Source organism: Amycolatopsis sp. CA-161197 (assembly GCF_050942255.1).
Lineage (GTDB): Bacteria > Actinomycetota > Actinomycetes > Mycobacteriales > Pseudonocardiaceae > Amycolatopsis.
Window position 1 is genome coordinate 8,611,512 of the sequence record NZ_CP192059.1, and the last position, 23,115, is coordinate 8,634,626.

The window sequence follows — 23,115 nt, forward strand, 5'->3', positions numbered from 1 at the left end:
ATGCGGCAACAGAGGTCAGCGGCGGGGGCGGATCTGGCGGCAGGTGTGGCAGCAGCGCTGCCGCATCCGGTTGCGGGCACCGCAGGAACGGCAGCCCCACCGCCGGTGCGGCGCGTGGCCGGTGTGCGCGTGGGCGGGTGCGGGCAGGGTGATGCGGGTCGTCATGCGGGGATCTCTTCCTGTGGGTGTCGCCGGGCCGGCGGGGTCTCTCCCGGCCACCGGCCCGGCGGCGCATGCGGGGTGGGGCGAGGTCAGTGCTGGAAGCTGCCGCGGGTGTCGGCGATCGCGCGGCTGGCGGGCGCGGTGTCCTCGTGCGGGCGCCAGATCTGGTCCGGGAACGCACCGGGCGCGGTCGCGTCGACGACGGACGCCCGGGGTTCGTCCTCGGTGGCGGGGTGGGCGTAGGCGAACCAGCGCAGCCGGAACGCAGGCAGGTCCGCGCTCGTCGGGTACGGGCCGCCCTCGGACTCGGCGGCGGCCTGGATCAGCGCGAGCGCGGCGGCGGGGTCGGCGACCCCGACGGCGTGCCAGACGGCGGCGAGTTCGTCGTAGAACGCGTGCGGGCCGTCCAGCCCGGTGCACACGTTGAGGTCGGTGGCGGCCAGGTCGAGGGCAGCGGCGGTATGAGTGACGGTCACAGAGAGTTTCTCCTCGGGGGTAGAACGAAGCCCGCCCGATCGCTACGTTCGGTAGCGATCGGGCGGGCTGGGGGGTGCGGCGGCCCCCGACGGGCGGGGCGCGCGGCGAATGAGTGGGGATGAGTCGGCGGATGAGTTTTGCGAAAGCGAATGAGCTGGCTCATTCGGCGGATGAGTTGCCTGGTCAGCGGTGCGAGCAGCGGAAATGCGCTGGAATGCGTCGAATGAGCCGGATGAGTCGGCCCCGCCGGGCCCGCTCACACCCCCGGTTTCGGGGTGTGAGCGGGCCGGGGCTGGGGCTCATTCCGCGTCGGCGGAGTCCCGGGCGGCCAGCGCGTTAGCCACCCGCGCCGGGTCGACCGGGAACACACGGTCCGTAGTCGGTACCTTGTAGCCGTGCTTAGCCAGCAGGTCGGTGACCTGCTTGATCTGCCACCCGCTGTAGTGGTTCCAGCGGGCCGCCAGGGCTGAGGCGACGGCGGCCGCGCGCGGGTGCTGCTCGCCCTCGCGCGGGGTGATCTCGGCCAGCACGGTGAGCATGTCGGCCAGCGGGTCGCGCGTCACCACGACGTCCTGAGTGCTGGGGGCGCCGCCCCTTGTGTCCAGGGCCCGCGCCGCGACCCGTTCCAGTTCCTCGGGCGAGAGCCGGTAGGAGCGCAGTGCGCCGGGCTCGTCCATGAACCCGACCGTGATCAGCGTGCCGACGTCGTTGAGCGCGGTTTTGGTCTTGGGCTTGAGGCCCAAGGCGGAGATCCCGTGCTCGTAGGCCTTTTCCCCGAGGACCACGTTGTTGCGGGTCTTGTCCCCGATCGCCCCGCACGCCTTGTTCGTGGTGACCGCGACGATGTCACGCGGCAGGGACTGATCCGAGGGGCTGGGGGTCAGAAACGCCAGGTGGACGGCGTATTTGCGGGACGCCATAAACAGGTTGATCACCAGGTTCACGATCCGTTTCCGTTCCTGGGGGTCGTCCTGGCGGAACAGCCGCTGGCACTCCTCCAGCACCACGATCCGGGGCCGCAACCCCGGCTCCTTGGCCACGATGTCGCGCCCGGCTTCCAGCACGCTGGTGACGTTGTGCTTGATCAGCAACTGACCTCGGACGGTCAGGTCGTCGTAGAGATGTTGCAGGTGATCCAGCGCGGCCTCCACATTGGAGTCTTCCGGTCCGGCGGAGTAGGTGTTGAGCACCGGGGCCAGGGGTTTGTAGTCGTTGTTCTCGGCGAAGACGAACACGTCCACGTCCACCAGCGGGTCCAGCACCGCGCCAGCGGCCAGCGTCATCATCAGCGTCGACTTGCCGGAGCCGGGCGCGCCGGCCAGCACGAAGTTGCGTTCCGGGATGTCGGCGATGATCGGCTCGCCGCGCAGGTTCACCCCGGCCGGGAAGCCCCGCCAGTAGTCGGTGCTCCCTTCGTGCAGCAGCGGATACGGGGCGACCGGGGCGCGCAGCGCCCCGGGGTTGAGCCGGAACAGGTCCAGCACCGTGGGGTCCTCGGCGTCGGCCCGCATGAACAGCTCGATCGGCCGGCACCCGAGGTTGTGGGCCAGGGTGTCCTTGGCCTTGTTGACCGCAGCCACCGGCGCCCCCTGCGGGAGCCGGATCTTGGTCACCCACCCGTTGCCGTCGACCATCGGGAACTGCACCCAGGCGTTGTCGGTGTCGCGGTGCGGCCACCCCTCCTTGATCACCGCGTTCAGCTTGGCGTTGCCGATGTTGGCCAGCGCCTGCACCAGTGCGGACTCGGTCAGCTCGCCCCGCCCACTCTGGGTGGCCTGTTTGCGCAGGTGAACCGGCAGAACCTGGTCTCCGAGACGGTTTCCGTCCCGCCACCAGCGCGAGAGCTTCAGCAGCACCCACGCGGCGGGAAACGCCCACCACCAGGTCACCACGATGACCCCGGCGGTGTAGAGGACGGTCAGGGCGTCGCGCCAGACGGCGAGGACGTCGTCGGCGTTGAACACCCCCAGCCAGTGGCCGAACCCGTTGATCGCGCCGACCAGCACCGACACCACGAACAGCACACCGAGCGCGGCGGCGCCGCGCCAGGTGAGCGACCAGACCAGTTCGGCCTTTTTCTGCGCCGTTTCCACCCCGACGTGGCGGCCCTCGTGGTGCAGCCGGGTCAGGGCCTCCACAGCGGCGGTGTCGCCCTTCTCGTTGGCCTGTGCCCGCGCGGTCTTGAGGTCGGTGTACTCGCGGTCCGCACGGCGACGCTGCCGGGCGGCCTCGATGCCCTTGCCGATGATCCGGCAATGCCGGTTGGCGAACCGGCCGCCCCGGCGCAGGGTCCGCGCACCGGTCCGCATGCCGTCCCCGGTGCGGTAGGACAGGTCGATGGTGCGCTCCGCCAGCCGGGCGCGGGTCTCGTCCGACGGCCCGGACAGCGCGCGGCCGGTGCCGTGCAGGACCCGGGTGCCCCACGTCGCCCGGGCCTCGCTGACGGTGACGTCGGCGCCGGTCTCGATCACCTGGCCCTCGATCGTCTTGGCCGGTTCGCGACGGCGGAACTGGACCACCGTAGTCCATCCCGAACCGGTCTGGTCCGGACCGCTCAGTTCCGGTCCGGTGGTGCTGTTGTCCCCGGTCCCGGGGGGTGTCGTGTCGTCCTGCGCCATGTCGGTTGTTCCCTTCTCGAACCCGCGTCGGGCCGTGCTGTCTGGACCCGGTGCGGGCCGGGCCGGACCGGGCCGGGGTCAGTCCTGGTCGGTGTTGTGCAGTTCCTCGCGCAGCCGTTTCGCGGCCGGTTTGCCGCACCGCAGCGTCTTGGCGATGGCGTAGATCGAGGCGGTCTCGGGGTCGATGTCCCCGGCCACCACTGCCTCGGCCAGCCGGTTGCGCAGCCGCTCCCAGCGGGCGTCCCGGCCCGTCGTGACGGCCGGCCGGGACCGGGCATCCCGCTTGGTGCGGGCGGTCCGGCGGGGTGTCGACGGGTCCGGCTCGGCCTCGCCCGACGTGACGCCGCCACCGTCGCGGGTCGGGCCCGGTCGGCTCTCCGGGGACGGGTCCGAGGCGGTGGCGACACCGCCGCCGGACTCGAGTTCCGGCCTGGGGTCGGACTCGGGGCGGGCCGGGTTCCGCAGCAGTGCGGCGATCTCGGCATCGAGCGCGTCCGGCGGGCCGGGCACGTCCAGGTCGGGCACGGCCGGGACCAGTTGGCGCCGCCAGTTCAGCCGGTAGGTCCCGGCCGCGTAGGTGAGGCGGGCGTGGCCGTCGGCATCGATCTGCGCCGTCGCCGCGCGGACCGCGGCCCGTGTTGCGGCGGCCGCCTTCCCCGCCGCCAGCCGCTCGATTCGCGTGGCGCGGCGTTCGATCCGCGAGCGCGGCGGGGTGGCGATCGCCAGCTGGTGCGCGACCACGCCGGCCACCGACACCACGCCCATGATCGACGCCGGACCGAAGCCGCGGTCGAGGCCGTGCAGGGCGTTCGCGCCGAACGCGAGCGCCCCGAACACCCACACCCCCGCTTGCAGGCCGAACACCGGCCGCGTCGGGGTCCGCCGCCGTGAGACCAGCACCGCGACCGCGAACGCCCACATGCCCAGCTCGGTGATCAGCGGCAGCAACCCGCCCCGCGGCGAGGCGTACACCGCCGCCCCGTAGTCGCTCATCGACGGGGCGGCCATCGCGAACGACACCGCCGCGATCGCGTAGATCAGCACATCGACCACGTGCGCGGCCGTGAACGCCCACACAGCGCCCGCCAGCGCCCGCAGGGACTCCTTGCGCCGATCCCAGGCTTCGCGCCGCTTGTCGGCCTTCTCCGCCTCCAGCGTGGCTGCTGCTTCGCGGTCGGCGCGGGCTTGCTCGCCGGACGCGCGCATCAGGGCGATCTGGTCGCCCGTGCGGGCGGCCTGATCCAGGCGAGCTTGCTCGGCCTTGGCCGCGCGGTTCGCCCGCTGCTCTTCCTGCCAACTCATGGTCAACCTCTCTTTCGTCGCCGAGGAACACCCAGCGGCCAGGGCGGGAATGTCCACAGTGGTCACTGGTTCTCGTGGGTTTGCGGAGCAGCTAAGAGCGGTTGACGCGGATGACTCCGGCTCGCTCGTACTTGCCGGTGAGCGTGGTGAGCCGGTCGCCGAGGGTCACGAGCTGGGCGGCGATGATGCTCGGCCGCTTGGCGCGGGTGTCGGCTTCAGCGGCGCGGCTGATGCGGTCGTCGGTGATGGCCGCCGCGGTGCGGGCGATGTCGTTGAGGGTTGCGCGGTCGGGCCCGGACAGCAGGGCCGCGGCCTGGTTGAGCGCGGCGGCGTTGTGGACGATCTCGTCGCGGTGCTGGCGGTGGTGGTGGTTCCAGTCCTTGATCTGGGCTTGCTGGGCGCTGGATTGGGCCTGCTTCCACCAGCCGGCCAGCTCGCTGCCGGTCATCGTCGGCGCGGTGGCGGCGGGTGTGGTCTGCGGTCGCGTCTGAGTGGCTGGTGTGGTTCGGGTGCGCGGTGCCTTCGGGCGGCGGGTTGCCGGGGCAGGCCGCGGCGCAGCGGGCTTGGCGGGTGCGGGCGTGTGCTGGGATCGCTGCCGCAGCTCGGCGGCGCAGCGCTTGCGGCCACAGATCCGCAGCGTCGTGTTGGTTTGCTTCCGTTCTCCGCACACCACGCACATCGCCCGCGTCTTGCGGGCCGGGGCGGCCTTTCTCGCGCCAGTGTCCTTCCGGGCGGTAGCGCGTTTCGGCGCGGCCTTGCGCGCGGTGGACTTCTTGGCGGGCTTGGTCTTCTTCTTGCCGAATCCGAACATGGTGGTGTCCTTCCGGTCGGGGGTGATGGGCACCGGCCCGGCCCACCGGGATCTGGTGAGCCGGGCCGGTTGTCGGGGTCAGGGGGTGGGCACCACGACGCCAGGGCACGGGTCGCCGCGTCGTAGCCACACCGCTCGAGTCGCGGTGACCGTGGTCGTGGTCCTCAACGGGCTCGGGCCGGGCACGGTGGTGACCGGCGGGCAGGTGATGATCTCGGGTGGCGGCACCACGTGTGGGGTGCTGACTCGCCAGCCGAGGACGAACAGGAACGCGGCCCAGAGCACGACGAACGTGATCAGGCCCAGGACGAAGCGCATAGGCGGCAAGCCCTTTCGGTCGCGCGGCAACGGAGGTGCACCGCCACCCGGGCCGCGCGGGGTGCGCGGCCCGGGCGTGCGGTGCAGGGGTTCAGCTGCGAGCCTTGGACTTCGCCGAGGTGGCGGCCTTGCCGAAGAACAGCACCACCAGGCTGACCAGCGCGATCGCGCCGAGGATCAGCATCGGGGTGGCGCCGTGGTGGATCGGGTCCTTCTGGTGGAGGCTGCCCGCGCCCCAGGCCAGCCACGCGGACACGGCGAACACAGCGAGAGCGATGATCTTCTTCATGGTGGTTTTCTCCAGTGGTGTCAGCAAAAAGGGATGGGTTGGGCGTGACGAGACCGCGCGGCGATGGCCGCCGCGCTGTTGCGGTGTTTCGGTGATCGCGGGTCAGGCGCTGCGTCGGTAGGCGGCGGCCTGAGCCTGGACTTTCGCGACGTACCAGCCGGCGTGGTTGTAGGCGTAGATCGCCTGCCACTCGTTCCCAGCCGCCAGGCCGGAATCACACAGGTAGTGCGCCGCCGCGGGGATCGCGTCGTCCGGGTCGTAGATGTCCGACCCGATCCCCCGGTGCCGGGCGCGCACGGCGTTGAACGTGGGCGTCAGGAACTGCATCGGCCCCTTTGCGCCCGCCGAGTTCGCCCCGGATCTCACCCCGGCCGCGCGCAGGCGGCCGTGGTTGGTTTCGACCTTGCCGATACCGGCCAGCAAGGCCCAGTCCAGGTTCGGGCAGGTGTCGCCCGCGGCCCGGTACTGGGCCAGGTAGCCGGCCGGGATGTCCGCGATCCCCGGGCCGCTGGCCTGCGCGCCGGCGCCTTTCAGGTAGCCCACGGCGATCGAGGCCGCTGCGAACAGCACCGCGGCCGTGCAGGTTTTGCTGAGCAGGGACAATGGACACTCCGTTCCTCAGGCAGGGACTGGAAAACCCCGGTCAGGCGCGCAGGTTCTTGCCGGAAGCGGCGCGCCTGGCCCGGGCTATCGGGCGTGGGCGCTCACCTCCTCCCCTCGGGTGAGCGGGCGAGGCGCCCTCATGAGGCGACCTCGTCGTGCTGCCCGGCCGCGTCGTCGTGCGGGGCCGGGTCGTCGGTGCGGCGCCGGGCAGGGGCGGTGATCCGCCCGGTCAGGGCCGTGACGGCGCGGGCGCTGCGCCGCACGGGCGGCCACTCCCACGCGATCCGCGCCACCAGCGCGGCGGCGATCACGTAGACCAGGAACGGCACCCCCGCCCACACGCTCAGCCCGGACAGCAGGCCGGCCGCGATGATCTCGGGCAGCCACCAGCCCAGGGCGCCGATCGCCCGCTCGCCACGGCTGCCCTCGGGGATCCGCGCGACCCGGGTGTCGCTGCGGGTTTCGATCTCACCCACGCTGAACTCCTTTCAGGTAACGGGATTCGGGGCCAGCGGACCGGCGAAACAGGTCGTGATCCGGCGGTCCAGACCGGCCTGCAAGCCGCGCAGGATCCAGGCGATCGCCACGAACGGCGACCGCAGCAGCCCGAGCGCCAGGAACAGCAGCACCGAGACCGCGAACGCGGCCAGCCGCCACGGACCGTGCCGCTCGGCGATGTCGAACACGCTCATGACCCACCGCCCCGGCGACGATTCAGGGCACCCGGGCCGGGGCGGAACGCGTCCTCGGTGAGGCGCAGGTCGGCGCCCAGCGCTTCGGCCAGGGCCGCGGCGTGGCCGTAGCGGTCGGCGGCCTCGGTGTCGGTCGGGAGCAGCCGCCCGCCTTCGGGCGGCCGGTTCTTGTCGAGCTCGCGGAGACGGTCGTAGGCGGTGTTCAGGGCGGAGTCGATCGGCTCCAGCCGAGGATCGATGAGGTTCATGACAGCGTTTCCCTTTCAGGTCAACGGATATCGGCCGTGTGCGGTCAGGCGAGGTGGACGCCGTTAGCGGGGCCCCAGGCGTACAGCCAGGCGGTCATCTGCTCGTAGGTGTCGCGCCAGGTGGTCGCCGGGTCCGCGTGGAAGGCGCGGGTTACCCGCACCGCCACCTCCTGGCGGCGGAAGCGGCCACTCATCACGCCACCTCCCCGGTGAGCAAGTCCCACTCGCGGTCCCAGTCGAAGTACTCGGCCTCGGCGCCCGGCGGCACCAGGTCCTCGGTCGCCTCCAGTGCCTTTTCCAGCGAGGCGCGGGAGAACGCCAGCTCGGCGCGGCCGGTCGGTGAGCGCAGCTCGATCCAGACCCGGTCGTCTTCGGGAGTGACTCGTACGTCGCCCTCGCCGACTGCCAGCATCATGCCCTCGGCCAGCAGATCGCGGCCCAACAGCCATTCCCGCTCGCCGCCGGCGCCGCAGTCCAGCACCAGCGTCACGGCCCACGGGTCGCCCTGCTCATACAGCAGCCGGGCCGGTACCGGGATGATGTCGTTGAGGCGTGCGGTCGTCTCGATCTCCACCCAGTCCTCGGACGGGTAGAGCTCGTCAAAGCTCGTGAACATGGGGCTCCCTTCAGTGAGCCGTGGACGGTCAACAGGTCAGGCGGCCAGCGAGCGAGCCCGGCGCGGGCTCACCTCCGACCCGGCCAGCAGGTCGGTCACGTAGGCGACGAACGAGCGCTGCGCACACGGGTGCACCTGCTCGATCTGCGGGTCCCGCAAGGCGGTACGCAGCCACAGCGCCAGCCGCGCAACCGACCAGCCCTGACGGCGCCGGCGGGCGATCGCCTCCACCAGCGACTCCAGGAACTCCGGCCGCACCCGGGGCACCCGCGTCGCCGCCTTCGCCACGACCGGGCTCACCGGCGCGGTGTTGGACAGCGGCGCCCGGGTCGCCTGCTGCGGACGCAGCACCGCGCGCTCCATTTCGGAGTCGGCCAGCATCCGGATCTGGGAAGCGACGTCGCGGTAGACCGCAGCCCGGCGCGCCAACCCCGCCTCGGCCGTACGACGGGTCAGGAGCCGGGCGTTGGCGGCCAACAACCCGGCCACGTGCCCGAACCGGCGAGCCACCGCCGCCGCGATCTCACTCTCGCCCGCCACAACCACCAGCGGGTTGCCCTCGGCGGCCGCAACCTCAGCCTCGGCCAGCAACCGCAGCTGCGCCGCGACGTCGCCGTAAACCCGCGCCCGGACCCCGGCCACGATCTCCGGCAGGCCGGCGGTGCTGAGGAACCCGGCGTTGCGGGTCAGGGTGTCGGCCAGGTCGCGGAACCGAGCCGCGACAACGGTGCTCAACGCGTCAGACATGTGCGGTCCTCTCGTGCGGGCCGAGCCGGGAGCAGGCATGGCTGTCCCCGGAGGCGAATGCGGGAAATGTGGGAAAGGGAAGCGGAAATTGCGCGGGGCGGTCAGGCCGCGATAGTGGTGGTGCCGTTCTCGATCAGCTGTGCTGCGTAGCGGTGCGCGGACTCCGCCGCCCCGGCCGCGAACGCGCTGCCCGCGTTCTCGGCCGACAGGTGCTCCAGCACCACCGCGCGACGCTCGTGCCAGGCGGCGACGACCGCCTCAGGCGCATCTACCGCGGGGCGGCTGAACTGCAGCTCCCCCAGCTCGCTCAGCGCGTACATCACGCCACCTCGCCTTCCGCCTCGATGGCCGCCATGTCGATCACCGCGTGCAGCAACCCGGCGTTCTTGCCCTGGCCCGCAACACCGGCCACCACCCAGTCCGCCAGTGCAACCACGTCGGCGGGAACCTCGGCCGTCTCACGAGCCGCCAGCCCCGCATCGAACTCCGCCAGCAGATCCGCGACCTCGGCCAGTTCCTCGCACTCCGGGCCGGTCTCGACCAGCAGCGCGGCACCGTCGCGGTGACCCGCCAGCAGCTCGGTCAGGTCCAGGTCCTCGTCCAGCCCGTCAAACCGAAGCTCCAGCTCGCGGCGGGTGGGGTGTGCGTTCCTCATCAGTGGTTTTCCTCGTTCCTCGTCGTGATGACGTGCCTTAGCCTAAGTCAGCCTGAGTCATCTTGTCGTTAGCCCATTCGAGTGTTCTAGGTCAGCCTCAGTCAGGCTGGGTATGCTGATCGAATGGATGTCGAAGCGGCAGGTCTGGCGCCGTACGAACGCGTCGCAGAGTCAGTCCGTCGAGCAATCCGAGTTGGAGATTGGAAACCCGGACAGAAGCTTCCGAGCAACCGTGACCTGGCCAAAGATCACGGCGTATCGCTCAATACCCTCCAGAAGGCCGTCGGCCGCCTGCAAGATGAGGGCTGGTTGATCTCGCGTCCGACGATCGGGGTGTTCGTAGCAGCCACTCTGCCGCAGGACACGCCGCCGATCTCCTTGGTGGAGGTCCAGCGCCAACTCGCCGACTTGCGCGCAGCGCAGGAGGAGCTCCAGCGCCGGGTCGAGGAACTCGAGCGCCGGCCGTAGCGCCTGCCCTTGCGGGAATCGGTTCGTGTTCATGCCTCTATGAAACAGGCCGCTGACCTGCACTAACAGGGCACACTCGGGGGCACACTCGCACACTCAGGCACAGTCGGGAGGTGACGTGGACGGCAATGCGCAGCTCGCAGCACTGATGCGCGAGGCCGGCTTCCTGAAGGACGACGGGTCAGTCGGCCTAAAAGTCTTCGCACGCGCGGTCGGCCAACACGCCAACCGGACGTTCACGCACACCTACGTCAGGCGCTGGCTGGATGGCATGGTCCCCCGCGATGCCGCCACCCGCCAGGCGATCGTGCGCGCGCTGGGAAGCCGTCTTGGCAGGTCAATCGCCGTGGACGAAGTCGGCTTCGGAGCGGCGCTGAAGGTCAGTCCCGACCTGGGTCTCACCTACCCCAATGAATCGGCTGACAACGTCAAGACGGTCGCCCGCCTCTGGCAGGGCGACCTCGACAGCGTGTCCGCCCTGCTGAACGCCCCAGCGAACGCGGCAGCGTGGAACGAAGCCGCGTTGTCTTGGCTGGTCAGCACGCGCCAAGACGTTTTCAGTGACACAGGGAAACGCAAGGTCAACCAGGCAGACGTTGACGGCATCCGCAGCACGACCGAGATGTTCGACCAACTCGACGGCGAGCACGGTGGAGGACATGCCCGCCGGGCGCTCATCGAGTTTCTTCGAACAGATTTGGCCGGCCTCCTCGGTGGGACCGCTCGGGATGAAGCTGTCCAACGGGACCTGTTCAAGGCCGGGGCGCAAGCGACGCTGCTTGGTGCGTGGATGTCTTACGACGCCGGCATCCACGGGATGGCCCAGCGCTACTTCATCCAGGCCCTGCGCATCGCTGAGTCGACGGGCGATCGACTTCTCGGCGCCAGCATCCTCGACGCTATGAGCCATCAAGCAACGTTCCTCGGGCGGTATCGAGAAGCCGCCAATCTCGCCCGCTCGGCACGAATGGGCACAGCAAACGCAGGGTCGGCCAGCGCCGCGGCTCATTTCTACGCCATGGAAGCTCGCGCCTTGGCCCGGCTTGGCGATGCCGCCGAGTGCGACCGTGCCATGAGTGCGGCCGTTCGCGAATTTGAACGGCGCGACCCAGCGAACGACCCTGCCGATTGGTTCGGATACTTCAATGAGTCCGAGCTAGCGGCCGAACTTGGGCATTGCAACCGCGATCTCGGGCGCCCGGTCGACGCCACGACGTATGCAGCTCAGTCCCTCGGCCCGACTGCAAGCGGGTACGTGCGAAGTGACTTCTTTGCAACCATGGTCCTAGCAGACTCTTACCTCGACCAGGGTGAAGCGGAAAAGGCTTGCGAAGTCGCATTGCAAGCCTTGCACATTGGCGAATCTCTAAAATCGGCTCGGTGCGGCGCGTACGTCGATGAATTCCGCACACGCCTCACCCGAGTTGGCCGATCGGCCACAACCGTTGACTTTATCGAGCAAGCCTCAGCGACTCGACTCTGGACACCCCAAGACTCTAAAAAGGCGCCCAGTCACGACGGTTCCCGCCATTTCTGATAGCCTCTACACGTTTCCGCACCTCGTCGGCAGCCCTGGCATCTTGGCCAGCCTTTCCGCACAGCCAGAGGGTCATCGACACCTCACGGTAGTCGGCGAGCACGGGATAACCAGCCCAAGACATGACGTCGAATCCGTAGACGTCGACAAATTTGCGGTACTCATCCTCGGTATGCCATCCGAAGCGCTCGTAGAAGAGTGCCGTCTGCACGAGATCCCACTCGCGCGGGCCGACACTGAAACTATCCAGGTCTATGAGTACCGGGTTCCCCCCGCGATCCAGGATTACATTTCCGACGTTGGCGTCTCCGTGAATGACGCCCGGCTCCAGGGCGAATTCAAGCGACTCATACCGTGAACGAAGGTCACCAATACGACTTCGCAGGAAATCCGCGTCCGCACGATCTAGGTTATCTAGCGTGGACATCCGCTCCCGCAGCTCATCAAACGGACTCTTATCCGGCAGGTGCAGTTCTGCGGGGGCGTCGAGTTTATGCAGGTCACGAATGAGCCTGGCTACATCTGCGATCGGGGCGTAACGCTCATCTTCCGCGACTGATTCCCAGAACGTCGCAACGTGCCCGCTAACGTTCACCGGCTGGTCAACGTCTAGCGCACGGTTTGCCGGATAGTCCTTACTCGCCAGCCAGCGCGCGACCGCGACCTGTGTAGCCACCTCGTCCACAGCTGCCGCATCGCGGGTGATCCGCACAATGACGGGAGTCACAAGACGGAACACCGCGTTGGAGCCCAGCCGAATCAGCTCGGCCCCTGACGAGTCGAGCCCTACCTTCTCGCACGCCGCGCCGAGGGCTTCGTGCGCACTTTCCTCAGTCAATGCCACTACTTGGCCCAATCTGCTGCCCTTCGTAGATCATGAACGCGGGCCGCCGGTATAGGCGCGGCCAGGTTTACTCCCGGCCGCCACGACCAGGAGGTTCGACGATCTGGCCACGCGAGGTGTTCACGGTGACGGAGCCTCGACAAGCCCGCGCCGGCCGCAAGCACGCTTCGCTCGGCCCGGCCATCTGCCTTTTTAGGCGAGTTGCGCGCCACGTGATGCCCTCGTCTGCCATGCGACGATGCTACTGGCCTCGCCCTCACTCCCGCCGGACCTGAGTGCACCCTGCTGGAGTGGTCGCAAGAGCTGGCCGTCGTCGCTCTGTCACTCCGGACAAGCCCTCAGATCGCCGTAGCGCCCCCTATCGGAGCCTCGCGGGAGGGTCACCCGGCGACGCTCAAGCGGACGCTTACGCCGCCTCGCCGTGTGAAGTGTCTCCCGACGGCGGCCGACAGGGCACCTCGCCCGGGTGGGCCACCCCCGATGCGCCCCAAATCGCCGTCTTCACCAGCTCATACGCAGGTCAGAGTGCAATTCTGGGCTGGATTCAAACCCGTCCAGTGAGAGTTCGAATCTCTCCGGGGGCACCACTGCTCACCAGCGCAAAACGGCCCCTGACCAGGCGCAACCCGGTCAGGGGCCGATCTTGTGTCAACCGGTAGCGCGTGACGGCGACCGACAAAACCGGCCACGTGCGGTTCATTCGCGGTCCACACCAAGGCGGTCACGCCACCACCATGAACGATCGCAGCAACCCGCCACCCGGCCGTCCAATCGTGGCGAACCGCTAACGATCGGCATACCAGCCGAGATATCGAAGCATGAGACTACGACCTGGGCAGTCTGCCAAGCAGGCGATCGCCGACCTACGGAAGCTCGTCGACGACGCAGAGAACTTGCGTTCGTGGAGCGGATCACCGGAGTTGTCACTGTCCAACCGGCGACGATCCGCCCGCTCTTAAATAAGCAGACCGCCAAAGAAGCACGTCGGGGAAAGATCTTCGCAAAGGTGATCCAAATGACTTTTAGAGAAGCGCTGGGACTCCCAAAAGGAGATCTAGACCAGGCTTTGGCGGACGCCCGCCCTCCCGCTATTGCCTCACCGGTAGCCTGCCTATTCTACAAATCGCAAATTTCAACTTTGAAGCAGATTCTATACGGAGAGTTTCAAAACCAGGACGTTTTAGCGCTAGCGAAGACGCTCGACAAGATTCAAGAAATCGTGGACCGGGACGATAAATTCGAGGGCAAGACTGAAGAGAATAATGAATTTTTTGGGGAAACCGAGAGAAAGGCCCTTGAGCGAGTTGCATACTATAAGAAGATATCGACCAGCTTGGCAGGGGTTCAGCAGCAAATGATCGTTACCAGAGAGGTCGATAACCTTCTCTCATACTTAGCAGATGTGGCGTCATTGATTCACGTCAAGCGACCGGAGACGTTGCGAAGCGGCGAACAGGTGAGCTTTGAAGAAGTCCTGCGGCACGGCTCTCTCGAAGACTTTGTAAAATGGGCTACCGAGAAGCGGATTTCAGATCTTTCTTTCAAGGGTTTCCAGGAGCTCATAAGCTACTTCAGGAAATCTTTTGCATTTCCAGCCGACTTTTCCGCACCCCTGTGGCGGACACTGTCTCGCGCAGTCGCAATCAGGAACATTCTAGTACACCGAAGAGGTGTAGTAGACGAGCGTTTCGCAAAGGTGCTCAAGGATCAGGACTTAGAAATTGGCAAGACATATCGATTAGACGGCAGTGAAGTCGTGGAAATCGTGATAGCAACACATTGGGCAGTGCAGCAAGTAGACCAGTGGGCGATTGAGAAATTTGCGATTGACACTACCGAAACCAATGAAGCCCTCTGGTGGGATCCCATACCCGTCCCCGTTCGCCCAGACCCGCCCCAAACAGATAGTGACGAAAGCAGCAAGGCTGCGACCGCAATCGGCGATTGACGTATATGTCGCCTCCAAATGGCCCGCCGCGACGCTCTCCCGTCTTGGCGGCTGTCCCGGGGCCGGCGGCCAATAGGGACGCTCGTCGGCAACCGGTGTAATGCACCCGCTGCGGTCTATTTGCGGTCTACAGCACTCGATGTCGGCAGCAGCCGACGACGAAGCGGTCCCGGATGCAGAGGTGACCTGCAGCGACGCGAGGAAGCCTCAGATCAGGACAAGGGTGATGCTACGGATTCAAAACCTGTCTAGTGTGAGTTCGAATCTCGCCGGGGGCACCACGGCCCACCAGCACAAATCGGCCTCTGACCAGGCACAACCCAGTCAGGGTCCGATACTCAAACGACGCCGCAACCGGCGACTTCCTCAACGAATTGCCCGAGATCCAGCGATACCGGTAACCGCAGATGTCGGAACATGCGGAATAGGTTACTGCGAGGACGGGCGGTGCTTGGCGACAGGTTCGGGCTAGCATACAGACGAAGCGGACATATCAATCTTGCGGGGGTTGGTTTCTCCAGGTTCTCGGTGAGACGGCGACAAGGATGTTGCGTGCTTGCCGGGTGTTTCCATGTCGTTGGTCCAATCGATAAGCTCAGTGTTCTGAGTAACTCGATTTGCGGAGGGTGGTTGACCCACTTCGGACTCCGACACCTGATGTGACATGCGACCTGCGATTTGGACGGTGTGACCTGTCTCATTCACCGGGGACCGCAAGGCGACTCCTGCACTACGTCGAAGCCGCGGCGTCCGCGCGTATCCCCGACGCTGGTGCGACCGTTGGCCTGGTATTGCTGGTCGCCGAACCGGGTGGTGGCGGCATCGACGCCGGCCTGTTCACCGTCTGCCTCACCTTGCCGCATCTTTTGGGCCCGCTTCTCGCGCGCCGTCTCGATCGCGTCGGCGACGGACGACCATTCATTGCGATCTGTTGCGTGGTGTACGGCGTAGCGCTGGCCGCTGCGGCACTGTCCATCGGCCGTACGCCGCTCGCACTCTCGCTTGGGCTCGTTGGGGTGTCGGGCACCTGCGGTCCCGTCCTCACGGCAGGGTTGAGCAGTCAGCTCACTCTGATGGTGCCGCAAGAGACGGCCATTCAACGCCGAGCCCAAGGACTTGACGCCCTCACCTATGGGGTTGCCGGAAGCGTCGGTCCAGCCATCGTCGCCGGCATCGCGACCGCCGCCACGCCGTTGACCGCCGTACTGGCCGTCTCCGGCACCGCTGTCGTCGCTGGAGGTCTCATGATGACGTTGCCAGCGGTCGTGGCACACGACAGCTCGGAGACTGCGGAGCCGCTCAGAATGGGGCAGATTGTCGGCCATGTCGCCCGTGCTGGCGGCTTGCGTCGGGCGATGGTGGCCATGATGGTGATCTCCTTCATCGCGGGTTCACTGGCGATCCTCGCCGTTGGACGTGGAATCCAGTTGCGGGGTGACACCGCCAGCGGAGCACTGCTCGCCGCACTCTACGGCGCGGGCAGTCTGGCGGGCGCGATCTTCACCAGCATCGTGCCGCTCAAAGGAGAACCGGACCGGTCCACGATCCACTACACGGTGGCGACCGGCGTCGCGTTCGTTCTTGCCGGCGTGGCACCAGACTTCGGGATCGCACTCGTCGCGTTCACGATTGCTGGGTTCTTGAGCGGCCCCTTCTTCGTGGCCACGCTGGCCGCTCGAACCACGTACTCCCCGGCCAGAGGGCGCGCTCAGGTCTTCGTTGCCATGGGCGCTATCAAGATCACACTGTCGGCTGCTGGCGCAGCACTCGCCGGCGTCATCGGATTCGAGGCTGCTGGCATCGCCTTGGCAGTGGGCGGGGGTCTCGTGTTCGTCGTCGGCACCGTATTGATCATCGATAGGCGCCGTCGGCCGGCGTAGCGGTCTCGGATGCGCTCGGGCGCTCACACTCAGTGAGCCGTTCCCAATACCTTCCCAGCGGCGCCGGTCGGCTCGACTCGAATCGCCCGTTGACGCAGGTCAAAGGCCATTTCGAGCCAGCAACCCGTCTAGCCCTCCGGAGGCAGGTGTCGCAGGTTCGAATCCTGCCAAGGGCACATTCTTCAGACACGAATCGGCGGTTCTCACTCGCGAGTGAGAACCGCCGATTTCGTTTTCGCGGACCGGTCAGATGCCGCCGATCAGCTCTTCCGGGAAGGTGCCGACGAGGGTGTCGGTGAGGTTGCCGAGCGTGGAGAGGGCCTGGGACATGCCGGGGATCGGGTCCTGGTTGTCACCGAGGCCGGGGACGACGTTGCTGCTCTGCTGAAGCAGGGCGATGGCCGGGACGGCCGCTTGCACGACCGTGGCGTTGACCGCCCTCGCCGCGAGACTCGGGGTGGGGTTCGGCGGCGTGGGGACGGCGGCTGCCGCGCCGGGGGCGCTGTCGCGCACGGCGTTGCCGGCGCCGACGTACTTGTCCGCGAAGTCGAGCATGTGCGCGTTGCTGTCCGGCGCGCTCTTCTCCAGCTGCAGGTCGTGGGCGGTGTTCGGGACGACGTCGGCCAGCACTGTCGCGCCAGGACCGTAGAAGGGACGCTCGAAGTCGGCCAGGGCCTGGGAATCCGAGCAGCTCGGGCCCAGCAGCCCGCAGATGAACGGGTCGTGCTGGCCGACGACGGTGTAGACCGGGATGTTCAGCGTGCGGTCGACGTTCAGGACGTTGTAGCCGGCCAGGGTCGCCAGTTCGACCAGGTTGCCGGTTTCCTTGAGCTGCTCGTCCTTCGCGATCACGCCTTGGTCGGTCGAGGTCGCGGTGCCGAGGTAGAACCCGCGCCGGGTGTCCGGGTAGCTGGTGAGGTAGGCGGGATCGAGGCCCGCCGCGGAGAACTTCGGGTCGAGTGAGGACGGGTAGTCGTCGGCGATGATCTTGGTGACGACGTTGGTGTAGTTGAGCGAGTGGGCGATGCCGGTCGGCATGATGGCGTCGACGTCCTTGTACAGGCCCGCTTCGGTCATCGTGAGGATGCCGCCCAGGCTGTGCCCGACCTCGATCACCTTGCCGAACCGGGTGCCGAGCCGGCCGTCGCGCAGCGCGGTGATGACCTGGTGGACCGTGCTGACGTCGGCGTAGAAGGTGTCGAACGCGCTCAGCGGGTGGGTGGACTGGCCGTCGCCGAGGCGGTCGATGTTCATCGTCGCGTAGCCGCGCCGGTTGGCCGCCCGCACGTAGGAGTAGGTGTCCGGCTCGTAGGGCAGGTCCCAGTAGTACCGCGCGTAGGACCAGCCGTGAACGAGGATTTGCACCGTGGTGGCGCCGGGCGGGACGCACAGCGTGCCGGCGATGGTGGCCGGCTGGCCCGCCGCGGTCACCGGAACCGTGACGTTCTTGCAGTCTGTGGCGGGGCTTTCCGCGGCCGAGACAGGCGCCACGGTGCTCGCGGTGGCCATGAGGAGAGCCGCCAGCACGGTCGCCACGCGCGATCGCCGTAGTGAATGGTTGTTCTTCAAGACCGTCATGGTTGACCTCATTGTCATCCTGAACCAAGGACAGTTCGGGCAGAAACCCATTGATGGACGGGAGAGTGGCAGTGAGCGAGTGATACCGCTAGCTAGTGAACTGTGATTCACTAGCTAGCGGACAGTACCACGCTCGCGACGCGGCGCAATTCACGTGATCGGGTTGTTTCGCCCGGTGCGGCAGGGGTGATGCGCGCCCTGCGGCGGCCTGGGGCGCACGCCTGCGAGGTACCATCGGAGCGTCGGCTGTGGAGGGAGGTACCGGTGAAAGAGGCGCAACGGCCTCGGCGCGACCCCGCGCGCAAAGCCCGGATCCTGACCGCGGCCGCGGAGCTGATCTCGCGCAACGGTTACCACACCGTGGGCATGGCCGAGATCGGCCAGGCCGCCGGGATCGTGGGATCCGGCATCTACCGGCACTTCGACAGCAAGTCGGCGATCCTCGCCGAGCTGCTGGAACAGGTCATGGACCAGCTGTCCACCGCCGCTTCGTCCATCGTGGACGAAGCGGGCGACGACCGGCGCGCGGTGAGCGAGCTCATCGGCAACCACGTGCGCATCGCCATCCACGACCGCCGGATCCTCCAGGTGTACCACCGCGAAGCGCGTAACCTGCCGGAGAACGACCTCCGCCGCCTGCGCCGCGCCCAGCGCCACTACATCGAGGAATGGGTCGGCGCGGTCGCGCCCCTGCGCACCGACCTGGCCGACGGCGAGATCCGCGTCCTGGTCCACGCGGCGATCGGCAGCATCCAGTCCATCTTGTTCTTCAACTCGGGCCTGCCGGTGCCGCAATTGGCGGCGCTGCTCGTCGGAGCGGCTCACGCTTGTCTCGGCCTCGACGCGGCTTCGCCCGCGGTCGTCGTCGAGGCCGGCGAGGAATGGCCGGACGAGCAAGGCGCGTGAGTCCGGTCGGCCCGCCCGTTTCGGGCGCCGGAAACCCTCAGTCCTCGGCCGGGCGTTTGCGTTCGCGGAAAGCGGTCAGGCCCTCGCGAAGGTCGGGGGATTCGAGGTAGGCCGCGAAGGTCTTGAACTCGAGGGCGAGCGCGTCGGCGGTGGGGAGATCGCGGGCTGCGTTGGCGACGCGTTTGACCTCCGCCAGGGCGAGGGCGCTGTGGGCGGTGAAGCGGCGGGCGAGGGCGAGGGCCGCGTCGAGCAGGTGGGGCGCCGGGACGACTTCCTCGATCAGGCCCCAGTCGCGGAAGCGTTCGGCCGGTTCGAGGTCACCGGTGAGCAGCAGGCGGCGGGCGGCATTCGGTGGGAGCTTGCGTTCGATCCGGACGGCGCCGCCACCGCCGGGGAGCATGCCGTAGCGGACGTGGCCGTCGCCGAGGAGGGCGCCCTCGGCCGCGACGACGACGTCGGCGGCGAGGACCAGTTCGAAGCCGCCGGCGACCGCGTGACCGTTGACGGCGGCGACGACCGGCCGGGGCGAGTTTTCCAAGCGGCTGAAGGCGTTTCCGGCCCGCCGCACGAAAGCGAGGATCGTCTCCGGGTCGCCGTCGAGCCGGTTGAGCACCTCGGGCAGGTCCGCGCCGACGCAGAACGCGCGCCCGCTGCCGGTGACCACGATCGCGCGGCACGAGGATTCGGTGTCGATGCGGTCGAGTGCGGTCTCGAAGTCGGCCAGCAGCTCGTCGGAGAGGGCGTTGAGCCGGTCCGGCCGGTCGAGCCGCACGATCGCGATCGAGTCGCGGAAGGACAGGTCGACCAGGGTCATCGCCACTCTCCACAAGGGACACAGCCGCGCGAACCCGCGCGAGCTTCGTGGTCGGACAAGGAATCAGCTCCCCCTCGACGTCGGGTCAGCTCTGGTAGTGGCCGGCGTGGCGGTGGCGGAGCTTGTACTTGAGGATCTTGCCGCCGACGGTCTCGGGCAGGGAGTCCTCGAACACGACCGCCTTCGGCGTCTCGTAACCGCCGAGCGCGGCGCGGCAGTGCGCGATGAGCGACGCTTCGTCGGCGTCCGCACCGGAGCGCAGCACGACAACGGCCGTGACCGCCTCACCCCAGTGTTCGTGCGGCAGGCCGATCACGGCGGCCTTCTCGACCGCCGGGTGCCGGTGCAGCACCGCTTCCACCCGCAGGCTGGACACGTTTTCGCCGCCGGACTTCACGATGTCCTTGAACCGGTCGACCATCACGCGCAGACCGTCCTCGTCCACCACGGCGCTGTCGCCGGAGTGGAACCAGCCGCCGCGGAACGCTTCGCGCGTCGCGTCCTCGTTCAGGTAGTACCCGGCGGTGACGGTCGGGCTGCGGTACACCGCCTCACCGGGAACCTGCGGCTGGTCGCGCAGCGACGCGCCGGTCTCGTCGACGACGTCGGAGGCGAGCAGCGGGCTGGGCACACCGACGTAGTTCAACGCGGGCGCCGAGCGCTCGTAGACCTCCGGCCACTTCACCGGCCAGAACCGGTGGCACGCGATCGCCTCGGTCTGCCCGAAGATGCCGAGCACTACCAGCCCGGGCGCTTTCCGTTGCAGCGTCTCGTAAACGGCCGGCTCGAGCGCGCCCCAGCCGTAGACCAGCACGGTGAGGCTGGACAGGTCGCGCCCGGATTTCTCGGCCTCGGCGGTGAGCGCGGCGACGAACTGCGGCGAACCGGCCCACAGCGCGGTCGGCCGTTCCTGCTCGATGGCCACGGCGACCTGATCGGGCACCGGCCGGCGGCCGAGGACGAGCGACCCGCCGGCGAGGAACGCCGAGAAGGTGAACACCTGGTCCCCGACGTGGTAGATCATCGGCAGGTAGGTCATCACCTTCACCTCGGTCTCCACGCGGAGCCCGCGCGTCAGCGAGACGGAGAAGTTCAGCGCCGCGAGGTGGCTGGCCGAGTGCGAGATCATCGCGCCCTTCGGCATCGCCGTGGTACCCGAGGTGTAGAGCAGCTGCCAGATGTCGTCCCCGTGGATCTCGACGTCCGGCTCGGTCGCCGGCCGGCCCGCGAGGAACTCGGCGAACGTCGGGCTGCCCGCCACCGGGCCGCCACCGATGGTGATCGTCGCGGCGACCGGCAGGCCGGCGGCCTCGAACGCCGGCTGCGCACGCGGCCACAGCTCGGCGTCGACGATCGCCGCCGCCGGCTCGGCCTGGCCGATCAGGTACTCGAGAACGTCGGTGGCCAGTGCGGGGTTGATCGGCATGGCGACCATGCCGGCCTTTGCGATGCCGATCTTGGCCAGGTACGCCTCGACGGAGTTCTCGCAGAAGAGCGCGACCCGGGCGCCCGGTTCGAGGCCGCGCGCGGCCAGTGCGTGGGCGAGCTGGTTGGCGATCTCGTCGGCCTGGCGGTAGGTGGCGGAGGCGAACCGCTCCTCGCCGTACGCGCCCGGCCGTCCGGTGATCGCGACCTGGTCGGGGTAGCTCCACGTCAGGCGTTCGAACACGTCCCCGACGGATGTCCGTTCCCAGCGGTTGACCGCGCGGCGGCCTCGCAACGTCGTGACGTCGATCTTCCCGTTCAGGTCCACACCAGCCTCCTTGCCGCATGCCTGACGCCGCACAGCATCCAACTTGCCGCGCGCACTGGCAAGACCAAAGTCACTAGCCATTCACATCGTTACCCGATCAGTGCAGCTTGCCTGGAAGCTTCTAGTGAACAACGATGCACTCACCAAGGAAGTGACTAGGAGGTCGCCGGAATGCCGATTCCCGTGGGCGTCAACGTCGGACAGTTCTTCCGCGGAGTGCCGCCGCGGTGGGACGAGCGTGTCCGGGAGATCGAGGACCTCGGTTTCGACGGGATCTGGTTCGCCGAGGCCTACGGCTCGGACGTGTTCACCCCGCTCGCGTGGTGTGCCGCTCGCACGACCCGCGTGCGCCTCGGCACGGCCGTCGCGCAGATCCCGGCGCGCTCCCCCGCGGCCACGGCGATGGCGGCCGCGACCCTCGACCACCTTTCCGGCGGACGCGTGGTGCTCGGCCTCGGCGCCTCCGGCCCGCAGGTGTCGGAGGGCTGGCACGGTGTCGCCTTTCCGCGGCCGCTGGCGCGCACCCGGGAGTACGTCGACGTCGTCCGCCAGGTCCTGAGCCGCGAAGACCCGCTCGCCTACGACGGGGAGTTCCACCGGCTTCCCCTGCCGTCCGGCACGGGGCTCGGCAAGCCGCTGCGCTCGACACTGCACCACCTGCGGCCGGACCTGCCGATCCAGCTGGGCGCCGAAGGCCCGCGCAACGTCGCGCTCGCGGCCGAAATCGCCGACGGGTGGCACGCGATGTTCTTCTCCCCCTCGGCCGACGCGTTCTACCGCGCCGCGCTCGAAGCCGGCTTCTCCCGCCGGCCCGGCGGGCGCCCGGGGCACTTCGAGGTGATCGCCACGGTGCCGGTCGTGGTGGACGACGACGTCGAACGCGCGGCCGACCGCGTCCGTCCGGAACTCGCGTTGTACATGGGCGGCATGGGTGCGCGGGGCGCGAACTTCCACCACGACGTTTTCGCCCGTTCCGGCTACGCCGACGTCGCGGCGCGCGTGCAGGACCTTTACCTGCGCGGCGAGAAGAAGGCCGCCGCGGCCGCGATCCCGACGGCGCTCGTCGAGGAAGTCGCCCTCGTCGGGCCGGCCGGGAAGATCCGCGAGGACCTCGGCCGGTGGGAGTCCACAGTGGTCGATTCGCTCGCGGTGCAAGGACTGCCGGACGACCTCGCCGCCGTGGCCCGAGCCGTCCTCGGCTGACCGCCCCGGCGCCCCGCGTCGCGAACCGCGGCCCCGGCTCACGCGCTCGGCTCCGGTTCGACCGGCGGGACTCCGAGGCAGGCGTGCGCCGCGCCGCGGAGGAGGTCGGTGAGGCGGTCGGCGGGCAAGCCCGAGTGGTGGAACAGCACCGACTGCACGCAGCCGATCGCCGAGTGCACCAGGGCGCGCGCCTCGCCGTTCGTGAGGTGCGGGCGCAGCGGCAGCAGTGCGGCCGACCAGCCCTCCAGGTAGACCCGCTGGGCCCGGCGCAACCGGCGCAGGTCTTCGGCCGGGAGGTTGCGCGCCTCCCAGTGGTAGACCTGCATGATGCGCCGCTCCTCCACGGCGACGCGGACGTGGTGGCGCACCAGCTCGGTCACGGCGGTGCGCTCGTCCGGTGCCGTGGCCAGGATCTCGGCCGCCGCGGAGTCGAGCAGCTCCATCACGCGGTACAGGAGCGCGGTCAGGATCGCCGCCTTGCTCGGGAAGTGCCGGTAGACCCCCGTGCTCACGATGCCCGCCGCCGCGCCGATCTCGGCCAGGCCGACCGCGTGGTAGCCATGGCGTGAGATCAGCTCGGCCGAGACGGCCAGGATCCGGGCCTTGCGGTCCGGGTCCCGTCGCGGTGTGCGCGTCTCGTCCACTG

Annotated in this window: 27 protein-coding genes; 6 read left to right on the plus strand and 21 right to left on the minus strand. The window is 68.4% G+C overall.

The features are described 5' to 3' along the window. Positions 1–15: 15 nt before the first annotated feature. From ACQPXB_RS40700 to ACQPXB_RS40775, 16 genes are all read right to left on the minus strand, one after another. Positions 16–165 carry a hypothetical protein gene (locus ACQPXB_RS40700; protein ID WP_432847112.1) on the minus strand — a complete coding sequence of 50 codons (150 nt, stop codon included), beginning with the start codon at positions 163–165 and terminating at the stop codon, positions 16–18. A gap of 86 nt (positions 166–251) precedes the next feature. After that, the gene (locus tag ACQPXB_RS40705) at positions 252–638 is read right to left on the minus strand and encodes a hypothetical protein (protein WP_432847113.1); all 387 of its coding nucleotides are present in this window, start codon (positions 636–638) and stop codon (positions 252–254) included. A gap of 300 nt (positions 639–938) precedes the next feature. Next, complete coding sequence (locus tag ACQPXB_RS40710; RefSeq protein ID WP_432847114.1) at positions 939–3,257, minus strand: FtsK/SpoIIIE domain-containing protein; 2,319 nt, start codon at positions 3,255–3,257, stop codon at positions 939–941. A gap of 78 nt (positions 3,258–3,335) precedes the next feature. Next, positions 3,336–4,559, minus strand: coding sequence for a hypothetical protein (locus ACQPXB_RS40715; RefSeq protein ID WP_432847115.1), 1,224 nt, complete (start codon positions 4,557–4,559; stop codon positions 3,336–3,338). Between the two features lie 91 nt (positions 4,560–4,650). Further along, positions 4,651–5,370 (minus strand): hypothetical protein, encoded by a 720-nt coding sequence (locus ACQPXB_RS40720; protein ID WP_432847116.1) that lies wholly within the window; start codon positions 5,368–5,370, stop codon positions 4,651–4,653. A 78-nt stretch (positions 5,371–5,448) separates the two neighbouring features. Further along, entirely contained in the window at positions 5,449–5,688 is a 240-nt protein-coding gene (locus tag ACQPXB_RS40725; protein ID WP_432847118.1) for a hypothetical protein, read from the minus strand. A 91-nt stretch (positions 5,689–5,779) separates the two neighbouring features. After that, entirely contained in the window at positions 5,780–5,977 is a 198-nt protein-coding gene (locus ACQPXB_RS40730; protein WP_364060360.1) for a hypothetical protein, read from the minus strand. A 102-nt stretch (positions 5,978–6,079) separates the two neighbouring features. Next, positions 6,080–6,580 (minus strand): transglycosylase SLT domain-containing protein, encoded by a 501-nt coding sequence (locus ACQPXB_RS40735; protein ID WP_432847120.1) that lies wholly within the window; start codon positions 6,578–6,580, stop codon positions 6,080–6,082. A 137-nt stretch (positions 6,581–6,717) separates the two neighbouring features. Further along, on the minus strand, positions 6,718–7,056 hold the full coding sequence (locus ACQPXB_RS40740; protein WP_432847121.1) for a hypothetical protein: 339 nt from the start codon (positions 7,054–7,056) through the stop codon (positions 6,718–6,720). A 12-nt stretch (positions 7,057–7,068) separates the two neighbouring features. Then, a complete protein-coding gene (locus ACQPXB_RS40745; RefSeq protein ID WP_432847123.1) occupies positions 7,069–7,272 on the minus strand; it encodes a hypothetical protein in 204 nt (67 codons plus the stop codon). Continuing rightward, a complete protein-coding gene (locus ACQPXB_RS40750) occupies positions 7,269–7,520 on the minus strand; it encodes a hypothetical protein (protein WP_432847125.1) in 252 nt (83 codons plus the stop codon). The genes ACQPXB_RS40745 and ACQPXB_RS40750 overlap by 4 nt, the downstream gene beginning before the upstream one ends. A gap of 44 nt (positions 7,521–7,564) precedes the next feature. Continuing rightward, on the minus strand, positions 7,565–7,714 hold the full coding sequence (locus tag ACQPXB_RS40755) for a hypothetical protein (protein WP_432847127.1): 150 nt from the start codon (positions 7,712–7,714) through the stop codon (positions 7,565–7,567). After that, positions 7,714–8,136, minus strand: coding sequence for an SsgA family sporulation/cell division regulator (locus ACQPXB_RS40760; RefSeq protein ID WP_432847128.1), 423 nt, complete (start codon positions 8,134–8,136; stop codon positions 7,714–7,716). The genes ACQPXB_RS40755 and ACQPXB_RS40760 overlap by 1 nt, the downstream gene beginning before the upstream one ends. 36 nt (positions 8,137–8,172) lie before the next feature. Beyond that, positions 8,173–8,883: a hypothetical protein gene (locus ACQPXB_RS40765; RefSeq protein ID WP_432847129.1), complete on the minus strand. Its 711-nt coding sequence runs from the start codon at positions 8,881–8,883 to the stop codon at positions 8,173–8,175. A 101-nt stretch (positions 8,884–8,984) separates the two neighbouring features. Next, entirely contained in the window at positions 8,985–9,203 is a 219-nt protein-coding gene (locus tag ACQPXB_RS40770; protein ID WP_432847131.1) for a hypothetical protein, read from the minus strand. Then, positions 9,203–9,538: a hypothetical protein gene (locus ACQPXB_RS40775; RefSeq protein ID WP_432847132.1), complete on the minus strand. Its 336-nt coding sequence runs from the start codon at positions 9,536–9,538 to the stop codon at positions 9,203–9,205. Before ACQPXB_RS40775 ends, ACQPXB_RS40770 begins: the two co-directional genes overlap by 1 nt. 123 nt (positions 9,539–9,661) lie before the next feature. On the opposite strand from ACQPXB_RS40775, the gene ACQPXB_RS40780 reads away from it, so the two are divergent. Next, entirely contained in the window at positions 9,662–10,006 is a 345-nt protein-coding gene (locus ACQPXB_RS40780; RefSeq protein ID WP_364060327.1) for a GntR family transcriptional regulator, read from the plus strand. Between the two features lie 118 nt (positions 10,007–10,124). Next, the gene (locus ACQPXB_RS40785; protein WP_432847134.1) at positions 10,125–11,543 is read left to right on the plus strand and encodes an XRE family transcriptional regulator; all 1,419 of its coding nucleotides are present in this window, start codon (positions 10,125–10,127) and stop codon (positions 11,541–11,543) included. Here ACQPXB_RS40785 and ACQPXB_RS40790 read toward each other — a convergent pair. Further along, entirely contained in the window at positions 11,503–12,387 is an 885-nt protein-coding gene (locus tag ACQPXB_RS40790; RefSeq protein ID WP_432847135.1) for a phosphotransferase, read from the minus strand. The two genes, ACQPXB_RS40785 and ACQPXB_RS40790, sit on opposite strands and share 41 nt — an antisense overlap. Positions 12,388–13,288: 901 nt before the next feature. Between ACQPXB_RS40790 and ACQPXB_RS40795 the strand changes: the two genes are divergently transcribed. Beyond that, a complete protein-coding gene (locus ACQPXB_RS40795; protein WP_432847137.1) occupies positions 13,289–14,335 on the plus strand; it encodes a hypothetical protein in 1,047 nt (348 codons plus the stop codon). A gap of 791 nt (positions 14,336–15,126) precedes the next feature. Continuing rightward, a complete protein-coding gene (locus ACQPXB_RS40800; protein ID WP_432847139.1) occupies positions 15,127–16,215 on the plus strand; it encodes an MFS transporter in 1,089 nt (362 codons plus the stop codon). Positions 16,216–16,461: 246 nt separating this feature from the next. On the opposite strand, the gene ACQPXB_RS40805 is transcribed toward ACQPXB_RS40800, so the two are convergent. Further along, on the minus strand, positions 16,462–17,793 hold the full coding sequence (locus ACQPXB_RS40805; RefSeq protein ID WP_432847140.1) for an alpha/beta hydrolase: 1,332 nt from the start codon (positions 17,791–17,793) through the stop codon (positions 16,462–16,464). 264 nt (positions 17,794–18,057) lie between these two features. On the opposite strand from ACQPXB_RS40805, the gene ACQPXB_RS40810 reads away from it, so the two are divergent. Beyond that, positions 18,058–18,699: a TetR/AcrR family transcriptional regulator gene (locus tag ACQPXB_RS40810; RefSeq protein WP_366579374.1), complete on the plus strand. Its 642-nt coding sequence runs from the start codon at positions 18,058–18,060 to the stop codon at positions 18,697–18,699. A gap of 37 nt (positions 18,700–18,736) precedes the next feature. Here the strand turns inward: ACQPXB_RS40810 and ACQPXB_RS40815 are convergent, their stop codons facing one another. Together ACQPXB_RS40815 and ACQPXB_RS40820 are read right to left on the minus strand one after the other, a co-directional pair. Beyond that, positions 18,737–19,513 carry an enoyl-CoA hydratase/isomerase family protein gene (locus tag ACQPXB_RS40815; RefSeq protein WP_432847142.1) on the minus strand — a complete coding sequence of 259 codons (777 nt, stop codon included), beginning with the start codon at positions 19,511–19,513 and terminating at the stop codon, positions 18,737–18,739. 85 nt (positions 19,514–19,598) lie between these two features. Next, positions 19,599–21,266 (minus strand): AMP-binding protein, encoded by a 1,668-nt coding sequence (locus ACQPXB_RS40820; protein ID WP_432847143.1) that lies wholly within the window; start codon positions 21,264–21,266, stop codon positions 19,599–19,601. Positions 21,267–21,443: 177 nt separating this feature from the next. Here ACQPXB_RS40820 and ACQPXB_RS40825 point away from each other — a divergent pair, with 177 nt between their 5' ends. After that, positions 21,444–22,469, plus strand: a complete 1,026-nt coding sequence (locus tag ACQPXB_RS40825) for an LLM class F420-dependent oxidoreductase (protein WP_432856986.1) — start codon at positions 21,444–21,446, stop codon at positions 22,467–22,469. 38 nt (positions 22,470–22,507) lie between these two features. Here ACQPXB_RS40825 and ACQPXB_RS40830 read toward each other — a convergent pair whose 3' ends face one another. Continuing rightward, a complete protein-coding gene (locus ACQPXB_RS40830) occupies positions 22,508–23,113 on the minus strand; it encodes a TetR/AcrR family transcriptional regulator (protein WP_432847145.1) in 606 nt (201 codons plus the stop codon). Positions 23,114–23,115 lie beyond the last annotated feature (2 nt).

Excerpts from the sequence above, each read along its gene's own strand:
- ACQPXB_RS40700 (WP_432847112.1), bottom strand. The coding sequence starts at position 165 with ATGACGACCCGCATCACCCTGCCCGCACCCGCCCACGCGCACACCGGC.
- ACQPXB_RS40710 (WP_432847114.1), bottom strand. The coding sequence starts at position 3,257 with ATGGCGCAGGACGACACGACACCCCCCGGGACCGGGGACAACAGCACC.
- ACQPXB_RS40715 (WP_432847115.1), bottom strand. The coding sequence starts at position 4,559 with ATGAGTTGGCAGGAAGAGCAGCGGGCGAACCGCGCGGCCAAGGCCGAG.
- ACQPXB_RS40720 (WP_432847116.1), bottom strand. The coding sequence starts at position 5,370 with ATGTTCGGATTCGGCAAGAAGAAGACCAAGCCCGCCAAGAAGTCCACC.
- ACQPXB_RS40725 (WP_432847118.1), bottom strand. The coding sequence starts at position 5,688 with ATGCGCTTCGTCCTGGGCCTGATCACGTTCGTCGTGCTCTGGGCCGCG.
- ACQPXB_RS40730 (WP_364060360.1), bottom strand. The coding sequence starts at position 5,977 with ATGAAGAAGATCATCGCTCTCGCTGTGTTCGCCGTGTCCGCGTGGCTG.
- ACQPXB_RS40745 (WP_432847123.1), bottom strand. The coding sequence starts at position 7,272 with ATGAGCGTGTTCGACATCGCCGAGCGGCACGGTCCGTGGCGGCTGGCC.
- ACQPXB_RS40750 (WP_432847125.1), bottom strand. The coding sequence starts at position 7,520 with ATGAACCTCATCGATCCTCGGCTGGAGCCGATCGACTCCGCCCTGAAC.
- ACQPXB_RS40755 (WP_432847127.1), bottom strand. The coding sequence starts at position 7,714 with ATGAGTGGCCGCTTCCGCCGCCAGGAGGTGGCGGTGCGGGTAACCCGC.
- ACQPXB_RS40760 (WP_432847128.1), bottom strand. The coding sequence starts at position 8,136 with ATGTTCACGAGCTTTGACGAGCTCTACCCGTCCGAGGACTGGGTGGAG.
- ACQPXB_RS40765 (WP_432847129.1), bottom strand. The coding sequence starts at position 8,883 with ATGTCTGACGCGTTGAGCACCGTTGTCGCGGCTCGGTTCCGCGACCTG.
- ACQPXB_RS40770 (WP_432847131.1), bottom strand. The coding sequence starts at position 9,203 with ATGTACGCGCTGAGCGAGCTGGGGGAGCTGCAGTTCAGCCGCCCCGCG.
- ACQPXB_RS40775 (WP_432847132.1), bottom strand. The coding sequence starts at position 9,538 with ATGAGGAACGCACACCCCACCCGCCGCGAGCTGGAGCTTCGGTTTGAC.
- ACQPXB_RS40780 (WP_364060327.1), top strand. The coding sequence starts at position 9,662 with ATGGATGTCGAAGCGGCAGGTCTGGCGCCGTACGAACGCGTCGCAGAG.
- ACQPXB_RS40805 (WP_432847140.1), bottom strand. The coding sequence starts at position 17,793 with ATGACGGTCTTGAAGAACAACCATTCACTACGGCGATCGCGCGTGGCG.
- ACQPXB_RS40815 (WP_432847142.1), bottom strand. The coding sequence starts at position 19,513 with ATGACCCTGGTCGACCTGTCCTTCCGCGACTCGATCGCGATCGTGCGG.